The sequence below is a fragment of the Ochrobactrum chromiisoli genome (genome assembly GCF_026241335.1).
GTDB classification, from domain to species: Bacteria; Pseudomonadota; Alphaproteobacteria; order Rhizobiales; family Rhizobiaceae; genus Brucella; species Brucella chromiisoli.
Genome location: NZ_JAPHAV010000008.1, coordinates 138809 through 147987, shown reverse-complemented (window position 1 = coordinate 147987; position 9179 = coordinate 138809). Strand labels below are relative to the sequence as shown.

The following is a 9179-nucleotide window of genomic DNA, read 5'->3' as shown; positions in this document are numbered from 1 at the left end:
AAGAATAGCCAGATGGATGTCGGGGTCTATCGTATTTTCCAGTCAGACAATCCACTGACCGATAACGGTATGCAGATGGCTGCGGGAAGCGATCAGGACTATAGCCTGCAAGTGCTGCAACCTCAGGGGCAGGTCAATCTGGTTAACAGTGGCGGTCGGACCATGTCCTACTGGGATGGAAGCCAGATGATAGGCGATGGCACCGTCCATGGCGGCGATGGAACATGGAACGCAGCGAACTCGAACTGGACCGACCAGAACGGCAACGGCAATACTCCCTGGGCGGATGACGTTTTTGCCGTGTTTCAGGGCACCGGTGGTAAGGTCATGATTGAGAATGGCTTTACGCCGCGTGTCAACGGCATGCAGTTCTTCGTTGATGGTTACAGCGTTGAGGGAGGCACAATCACGCTGGGTGGAACGGATGTTCGGATCAACGTTGGTGACGGCGTGATGGAGCATGCCAACTATGTGGCAACCATATCCTCCATTCTCGACGGGCAGAATGGCTTTACCAAATCTGGCTATGGAACACTGAATCTGACAGGCCAGAACAGCTATAGCGGCACCACCACGGTGCAAGAGGGCACGCTGGAGCTGAGCGGAAACGGCAGCATTGCAAACAGCGCAGAGATCGTTCTTGCAAGCACAGAGTTTGACCGTGGCAAGCTGCTGATCAACAAGGATCAGGAGTTTTCATTTGCAAACAAGGTGAGCGGCGTTGGTGCCGTTACCAAAGATGGCATCGGCACGACGACCTTCTCTGGCAATAACACGTTCAGTGGCGGATTGACGGTTGCAGCAGGCGCAGCCAAAGCTGGCATTGCGGAGAATGCTTTTGGTTCGGGCAATGTGACCATCAAGGGCGGTGGGGTGCTTGATCTTGCCGACTTTAATGAAACCGTTGGCAGTCTTGTGGGTGAGAAAGCCGGTGACGGCACTATCACGCTTGGTTCGGGCACATTAACGCTCAATCAGAACCTGCATGGCGATTTCTCCGGTAAGATCTCCGGCACGGGTGGCATCACCAAGAATGGCAATGGTGATCTGGTGCTTTATGGTGCCAATGACTATTCGGGCAACACTGCTGTCAATGAGGGCGCGCTGGTTCAGGGGGCAGCCGGTGGCTTCTCAGCTGCTTCGCGCTATAGCGTGGCCAGTGGGGCATCGCTCGAACTTGGCGGGTTCTCCAGCACCATGGCCGGCTTGTCCAATGGGGGCGATGTTTTCTTCGGCGGCAATGGCGGCACGGTGCTTAATGTGTCCGGCGATTATAACGGACAAGGCGGTACGCTGCATATGTGGGGTGTGCTTGGTGATGACAGTTCATTGATTGACCGGATGAATGTCAGTGGCAACACAGCCGGCACTTCCAAAGTCGACATCACCAACCGTCACGGTTTTGGCGCTAAAACCAATAACGGCATCGAGATCATCTCCGTGGGGGGGAGCTCTGATGGTCTGTTCACGCTCAATGGTGATTATGTCACCAAAGACGGCAAGCAGGCCATTATGACTGACTCGGCCTATGCCTATACGCTGCAAAAAGGCGGAACCAATACGCCAAATGATGGCAACTGGTATCTGGTCAGCAAGAAGGACAATGCCAATCCTGTCAATCCGGTCGATCCGGATTGCGAGAAGACCAATACCTGTCCTCCAGGTCCTAACCCAGGTCCTAATCCGGGCCGTTACAGCGCTGCGGCCCCGATCTATGAATCCTATGGCTCGACGCTGCAGGCTCTGAACAAGCTGCCGACACTGCAACAGCGTGTGGGTGAGCGTTATCTGGGAGGCTCTGATCAGGCCAGTTCGGGTGCCAATGTGGGTGAAACCGACAGCAAGGCGATCTGGGGCCGCATTGAAGGCGCGCATAACCGTCATGAAAGTGCCTCCACGGCAGGTGATCTGCATCAGGATATCAACACTTTCATCATGCAGGCCGGTGTGGATGGTCAGTTCTATGAGGATGAGAATGGCACACTGTTTGCTGGCATTACCGGGCAATACGGCAATGCGCGCTCGAATATCGACAACCGGACCGGTGACGGTTCGGGCAGCATCAGCACGCAAGGATGGGGGCTTGGTGCTACGACCACATGGTATGGTACGTCCGGCTTCTATCTTGACGCACAGGCACAGGCCAACTGGTATGACAGCGATCTTCATGTCGATGCAGTCAACCAGACCCTCAGCAACGGCAATAAGGGCTTCGGTTACGCTCTGAGCCTTGAAGCAGGTCAGCGTTTTGCCATCAACCAGAACTGGTCGCTGACACCGCAGGCACAGCTCATGTGGTCATCGGTGGATTTTGACACCTTTACCGATAGCTATGGCGCGCGCATCTCCAATAGAGACGGTGATAGCCTGACAGCCCGGCTTGGTCTTGCTGCCAACTATGCCAATAGCTGGAAGGGCCATGATGGGCGGATGGTCAATACATCACTCTATGGCATTGCCAATCTTTATCAGGAGTTCATGGGTGACGCGCGCATGAATTATGCGGGAACCCATATGGCCACTGACAGCGATGATACATGGGGTGGGATTGGCGCAGGTGGCACCTATGCCTGGGCCGACAATAAATATGCCCTCTATGGGGAAGGTTCCATCAACACGTCACTCAACCATTTCTCCGACAGCTACGCTCTCAAAGGCAATGTCGGCTTCAAGGTGAAGTGGTAGAAAACCCATAGTCGCAACCAAATTATCGCTCCCGGTGCCAAGCCGGGAGCGATTTGTTTTATGCCGTCGATCTGATCCAAATGTGCTCTAATAGACTACTGCAAAATCCCTCGCGATCATGCTGAGATTGTGATTCACTCTTGGCATTTATTTAGGAGTAGCAGGTAGCTGCGCTGCGGGCAGCCTTCAATCCGACCCGAGATGTAGCTTCGCGTAACGCTGTTTCAGGCCTTTTTCTCGATCTGCTCGGAACGGATGCTGATGGAGCAGATAAACAACAATCTGCTGTTTCGCTGGGCTTTCGATGGATTCCGCTGTCTGACATCAGGTAGCTTCATGCACAGTCGTGCCCGTTTGCGCGAAGCGGACGCTGCCTGCGATTTCCTGTCCGCGTTGATGGCGCTGGCCCAAGGTTAGGCGTAACGACGAGCGGAACAAGCCCATCGAAGGACAGTGGCTGTCTCATGTGATGTGCGAACTTTGCAAAAAGTGGAATGAGATTTCATTTTTTGCTAGACCAATCAAAACCGGTCGTTTATTCAATTATGAAATTTCATTCAATTTTCTGGGAGGGAAGATGAATTTGGAACTCGACGGGGCATCACGCCTGCATTTCGTGATCGGCGATCCGATCGCACAGGTTAAATCCCCTGCCGGGGTTAGCGAGATGTTGCAAGCGCGCGGACTAAACGCCCTTTGCATTCCCGGTCATGTTGCGCCACAGGATCTTGTGCTGTTCTGGAAGGGGCTGCGGCTGTTGCAGAATCTTGATGGCGTGATCATCACCGTGCCGCACAAGATTGCTGCGACGGCGATGGTTGATCGGCTGTCGGAGCGCGCGGCATTTCTCGGTGCGGTCAACACGATCCGCCGCACGCCAAGCGGTTGGGAGGGCGACATGTTCGACGGGGTGGCCCATGTTGCCGCCCTGCGCAAGGCAGGCTGTGTTCTGGAAGGCAAGAGGGCCATTCTGGCAGGCGCGGGGGGCGCTGGCAGCGCCATTGCTCATGCGCTTGTGTTGGCGGGCGTCAGCGAGCTGGCCATTCATGACATGGACGACACGCGGCGTAACAGCCTGATCGCGCGTTTGGCTTCGCTTGGCAAGGCAAAGGTTTTTGCAGGAAGTGGGGACCCCACCGGCTTTGATGTCATCGTAAATGCAACGCCCGCCGGTATGAAGGATAGCGATCCGCTCCCGTTTGACGGCGACCGTCTACGTGCGAATATGTTCATCGGTGACGTCATTACCCAACCTCTGGTTTCGCCGTTCGTTGCGCGCGCGCGTGCCCTTGGCTGCCGTGCCATCACGGGCTACGACATGTTCGTGGAAGTGCGCGACTTGATGGTTGATTATATGTGCGCGAAGTGAGGCGGGTTATGACAAGACATTTTGCACTCGCTTTCCTTACCGTTGCCGATCTTACACCAGCACGGGCCATTCGTGTGGCGGCCGAAACGGGCTATTCCAGTGTTGGTCTGCGGCTGCTGCCAGCCGCTGTGAGCGGCGAGGCACCTTACCCGATCCTGACGGAAAAGGCTGTTCTGAACGAGGCCCGCGCCGCCCTCGCTGAAACGGGGCTTCGGGTTGGCGATGTCGAGATCGTGCGGCTGAAGCCCGAAACCAGGGCCGCGGATTTCACGCGTTTTCTGGAATGCGCGGCGGCACTTGGCGCAGCCAATATTCTGGTTGCCGGCGACGATACCGATCATGCACGTCTGACAGAGACTTTCGCAGCATTTGCCGAACACGCAGCCAGCTATGGTCTCACCGCCGATCTGGAATTCATGCCCTGGACGGGCGTGCGCAATGCTGCTGAAGCCATCGCTATTGTGGAGGCGGCAGGACAGCCGAACGGCGGGGTGCTGGCCGACGCGCTGCATTGGGATCGGACTGGCGGCAAGAGTGAGGAGCTCACCCGTATTCCGCGCAATCGCATTCATTACTTCCAGCTTTGTGATGCACCACGCGACTATGATGCCAGCGATGCGGGGCTGATTGCGATCGCTCGGGGCGGGCGGTTGTTTCCAGGTCAGGGAGGGATCGATCTTAAGACCTTTATTGCGGCTTTGCCTGATGATGTTCCTGTCAGCATTGAGATTGCCTCGACCGAGCTTATGAAGCGCCTTGCGCCGAAGCAAAGAGCTGAACAAGCTCTCGCATCGGCACGTGCATTGTTATCCGAATTTGATGGAATGTAATTATTAAATTGAATGATATTCCATTTTATGTATAAATAAATCGATAAAGACGGAACTGCGCTCGTGACAAGAGCGGGCGCCTTTTCCACAAAATCAAAGCGGTAGTACCGACGCCCGTTGGGCGCGGTCGACTTTCTGCGCCCTGGAGGAGGCAAGAATGATAGTGGCGATGGCTGACACACCCAGCGCGGCGATGGGGCGGGTGGACTGCGATGTGCTGGTTATCGGTTCAGGCGCAGGTGGTCTGGCCACCGCTGTGGCCGCCGCTCATTTTGGCCTTGATGTGATTGTGGCGGAAAAGGCCGATGTGTTCGGCGGCACCAGCGCCTTTTCCGGCGGCTGGCTTTGGGTGCCGAATGCCCCGCATGCAGTTTCCGCTGGCAAGGGGGAAGATCCGGAGCGGCCGAAAACCTATCTCCGCGCTATCCTCGGCAATCGCTACAATGAGGACATGATCGGGGCCTATCTTGAGGCCGCACCGCGGATGCTGACATTTTTTGAGAACAATACAGCGGTCCATTTCAACCCCGGTGTCAACGTGCCCGATTTCCACGGAAATGTACCCGCAGCGGCAACAGGTTGGCGCTCGGTCGTTGCGGCACCCTACGACGGACGCAGGCTGGGCGCGCTGATTTCGAGATTGCGTTCGCCTATTCCCGAGACGACATTTATGGGCATGGGCATCGCCTCTGGCGTCGACATGCGGATGTTTCTGACAGCGCTTCGCTCGCCCCGTGCCTTTGCCTATGTGACGCATCGGGTGCTGCGCCATCTGCGCGATCTCGCTGTCCACCGCCGCGCCATGCAATTGGTCAACGGCAATGCGCTGGTCGCGCGGCTTCTGCATTCGGCTGCCGACCGTGGGGTCCGGCTCTGGGCGGAGCTTTCGGCCCGCGAACTCTGCCGCACCGGCGACCGCGTGAGCGGTGCCATTCTCGCTGGGCTGCATGGAGACGTCATCGTTTCGGCTCGCCGTGGCGTGGTGCTGGCGACTGGCGGTTTTCCGCACGATCCGGGCCGGTTGCATGATCTGCTCCCGCATGTGCAGGCTGGAACGCCGCATCATTCTGCTGCGCCGGAGAGCAACAGTGGCGACGGTCTGCGTCTTGCTGAAAGTGTGGGCGGTCATATCAACACGGGCATGAGCCATGCGGCGGCTTATGCGCCGGTTTCGCTGGTGCCGCGCGCAGGCGGGAAGGCACCGGGGCATTTTCCACATTTGGTAGAGCGCGGTAAGCCCGGAATCATTGCCGTGAACGCCGCTGGAAAGCGCTTTGTTGATGAGGGCGGTCCCTATCATGACTATGTTCGCGAGATGATCGCCGCCACGCCGCCGGGCATGCCTGCGGTTTCGTGGCTGATCTGCGACAGACGCTTTCTGCGCCGTTACGGGCTGGGTGCGGTCAAGCCCGCGCCGGTTCCCTTCGGTGCCTTTATCCGCAACGGCTACCTGATCGAAGCCCCGTCGATTGCCGCGCTTGCGGCACGATGCGGCATCGATGCCACGGGGCTGGTAGAAACCGTTTCGGCTTTCAACCTGCACGCCGCGCGCGGCGAAGATCCGGACTTTCACCGTGGCACGACGCCCTACCAGCGGGTGCAGGGCGATCCGGACCATCGGCCCAACCCCTGTCTCGCCCCGATAGAAAACGGGCCGTTTTATGCGGTGAAAGTGGTGCCCGGCAGTCTTGGCACCTTTACCGGCATAGAAACCGACAGCCGGGGCCGAGTTCTGGATGGCGCCGGCGTTCCCGTGCCCGGTCTTTTTGCTGCTGGCAACGACATGAACAGCATCATGGGCGGGCATTATCCGAGCGGTGGCATCACGCTTGGGCCAGCCATGACCTTCGGCTTTCTGGCCGCCGAGACTTTGGCGGAAGGAGAGGCCGTTTTGCACAGACACAGTGTTGGAGGAGAGCAAAATGCCGTCTGAACGCGGGTCGGAAGACCGGTCGCAGGCTTTTGAGGAAGTGGACCTTCTGGTCTGTGGCGCGGGCGCGGGCGGTATGACCGCAGCGCTCGTTGCGGCGCTGGAAGGGCTTCATGTGGTTCTCGCCGAAAAGACAGACGCGGTGGGCGGTACGACCGCCACATCCGGCGGCACGACCTGGGTGCCGGGAACACATCTGTCCGTTCAGGCCGGTGTGCCGGACCGGGTGGAGGATGCTCGCGCCTTTCTTGAGGCAATCGTCGCCAACCGGGGCGGAAATGCCCTGCGCGAAGCCTTCCTCACATCGGGCCCTGATGCCATTGCCGAATTGGACAGCCGAACGGATGTGAAGTTCGTCGCAGCGATAGCACATCCGGATTATCTCGATGGGCCGGGTGCTGCTTATGGTGGCCGCGCGCTTGCGCCCGTCGCGTTTGACGGGCGTCGGCTCGACAAAGCTGACTTTGACCGGGTGCGCCCGCCGCGCCGCGAGTTTCTGGGGCTTGGCGGTATGATGGTCGGGCGCAATGAGCTAGGCGCTTTGCTGGCCCCTTTTGGATCGGTGGCAAATTTCCGCAGTGCGACCGGTATTGTCGGTCGCTATCTGCTGGACCGTTTGCGCTATCGGCGCGGCACCCGGTTGCTGATGGGCAATGCTTTGGTGGCGCGTTTGTTGTTCAGTCTGCGCAAGGCTGGCGTTCCCGTGCTTTTTGATACGGGACTGCGCGACCTGATCGTGGAAGAGGGGCGGGTGGTCGGCGCGGTGCTTAACGGGCCCGGCGGTCTGCGCCATATCCGCGCCCGCAAGGGTGTGGTGCTCGCTACCGGTGGCCTTTGCTGGAACCGCAAACTGCGCGAGCGCCTGTTTCCTGAAGGCGCCCGCGATTATGCGCTCGGTCCTGCGACCAATACTGGCGACGGCGCCGATGCTGCGATGGCAATCGGCGCGCGGTTCGAGGATGGCGGAGACAGTGCGGCACTGTGGATGCCCTGCTCGTCCTACCGGCGGGCCGACGGCACGCTGGCCGTCTGGCCGCATATCATTCTTGACCGCGCCAAGCCCGGTCTTCTCGCTGTCGATGCGCATGGCAAGCGGTTCGTCAACGAGGCCAACTCCTATCATGATTTTGCGATGGGGCAGATCGTCAACGGCGCCATTCCGGCGCATCTTGTCTGCGACGCCGCCTTCATGCGCCGTTATGGCATGGGCATGGTCCTGCCCGGTGCATCCAACTTGAAATCCATGGTCGCGGCAGGCTACGTCATCCAGGCTCGAACGCTTGCGGATCTTGCAGCAAGCATCGGGTGCGATCCGGCTGGCCTCGCGGAAACGGTCGCGTCCTACAACCGTGCGGCGGCAACCGGCGTCGATGAGGCGTTCGGACGCGGGTCGAGCGTCGTCAACCGATTCAATGGCGATGCGCAGGCCGGACCAAATCCGTGTCTTGGTCCCATCGGGCAGGGTCCGTTCTATGCCATGGCCGTGCGTCCCGCCGACCTCGCCTCCAGCGCCGGGCTGTCAGGTGATGTCTATGGCCGTGTTCTTGATGAGGCTGGGACGGCCATTCCCGGACTTTACGCCTGTGGCAACGATCTCGCCTCGATTTTTCGCGGCACCTATCCCGGCCCCGGCACAACGCTTGGCCCGGCCATCGTCTTTGGCTGGCGTGTGGCCAAGCACGCCGCTGGCAAGCTTACCGACACGGCGACCGATGTCGCCGACACGATGACGCACGAAAGGAATGATCATGCAACGATATGAAATCGCAACGCTTTCCACCAGCATGGGCGCGGCCGCCAAGGTGTCGCCGGCTATTGAGGCCTTTGCCAGCGAAGGCAAGGGACGCCTGCTCGGCATTTTCAACGCAGATATCGGCGCGCTGAACCGCGTGTTCGTTTTTCGCGGCTTCGACACTGTTGCCGATTTCGATGCCGAGCGGGAGCGCACGTTGCGGGCAGCAAACCCTTTTGGTGCTGCGGAGTGGTTGACCGGGCTTGAGCTTGAGGGCTACGCACCGTTTCCGTTTCTGCCGCCGGTGCAGATCGGAAGCTTCGGCCCAGCCTATGAGTTCCGCACCTATGTTTTGAAAACCGGCGGGCTTGAGCCGACAATCCGGGCATGGGAGGCGGCAGTTCCCGCACGTACCGCGCTTTCGAAGCTTACGGTTTGCATGTACGGCATCGACGGTAAGCCGCGCATGACGCATATCTGGCCATTTGCTTCGGTTAACGAACGCGGTCAAATCCGCGCGGATTCTGTTGCGCAAGGCGTATGGCCGCCGAAGGGTGGGCCGGATTGGCTGACGACTGACATGCGCTCGACGATTGCCTTTCCGATGGCGAATTCGCCGTTGAAGTAATGCAC

At 58.9% G+C, this 9179-nt stretch carries 7 protein-coding genes; all 7 read left to right on the top strand.

Annotated features, from left to right (window positions below):
• Positions 1–2685, top strand: a 2685-nt coding sequence (locus tag OPR82_RS15600) for an autotransporter family protein (RefSeq protein ID WP_265985850.1), incomplete at its 5' end; no start/stop codon positions are given.
• Between the two features lie 219 nt (positions 2686–2904).
• Entirely contained in the window at positions 2905–3102 is a 198-nt protein-coding gene (locus OPR82_RS15595) for a hypothetical protein (RefSeq protein WP_407673267.1), read from the top strand.
• 160 nt (positions 3103–3262) lie between these two features.
• Positions 3263–4054, top strand: a complete 792-nt coding sequence (locus OPR82_RS15590; RefSeq protein ID WP_265985849.1) for a shikimate dehydrogenase family protein — start codon at positions 3263–3265, stop codon at positions 4052–4054.
• Between the two features lie 8 nt (positions 4055–4062).
• Positions 4063–4884: a sugar phosphate isomerase/epimerase family protein gene (locus OPR82_RS15585; protein ID WP_265985848.1), complete on the top strand. Its 822-nt coding sequence runs from the start codon at positions 4063–4065 to the stop codon at positions 4882–4884.
• A gap of 157 nt (positions 4885–5041) precedes the next feature.
• Positions 5042–6817 carry an FAD-dependent oxidoreductase gene (locus OPR82_RS15580; protein ID WP_265985847.1) on the top strand — a complete coding sequence of 592 codons (1776 nt, stop codon included), beginning with the start codon at positions 5042–5044 and terminating at the stop codon, positions 6815–6817.
• Positions 6807–8576 carry an FAD-binding protein gene (locus OPR82_RS15575; RefSeq protein ID WP_265985846.1) on the top strand — a complete coding sequence of 590 codons (1770 nt, stop codon included), beginning with the start codon at positions 6807–6809 and terminating at the stop codon, positions 8574–8576. The genes OPR82_RS15580 and OPR82_RS15575 overlap by 11 nt, the downstream gene beginning before the upstream one ends.
• Positions 8563–9174: an NIPSNAP family protein gene (locus tag OPR82_RS15570; protein ID WP_265985845.1), complete on the top strand. Its 612-nt coding sequence runs from the start codon at positions 8563–8565 to the stop codon at positions 9172–9174. Before OPR82_RS15575 ends, OPR82_RS15570 begins: the two co-directional genes overlap by 14 nt.
• Positions 9175–9179 lie beyond the last annotated feature (5 nt).

What these genes read in the sequence shown, in the direction of transcription:
- OPR82_RS15590 (WP_265985849.1), top strand. Translation starts at nt 3,263, where the DNA reads ATGAATTTGGAACTCGACGGGGCATCACGCCTGCATTTCGTGATCGGC.
- OPR82_RS15585 (WP_265985848.1), top strand. Translation starts at nt 4,063, where the DNA reads ATGACAAGACATTTTGCACTCGCTTTCCTTACCGTTGCCGATCTTACA.
- OPR82_RS15580 (WP_265985847.1), top strand. Translation starts at nt 5,042, where the DNA reads ATGATAGTGGCGATGGCTGACACACCCAGCGCGGCGATGGGGCGGGTG.
- OPR82_RS15575 (WP_265985846.1), top strand. Translation starts at nt 6,807, where the DNA reads ATGCCGTCTGAACGCGGGTCGGAAGACCGGTCGCAGGCTTTTGAGGAA.
- OPR82_RS15570 (WP_265985845.1), top strand. Translation starts at nt 8,563, where the DNA reads ATGCAACGATATGAAATCGCAACGCTTTCCACCAGCATGGGCGCGGCC.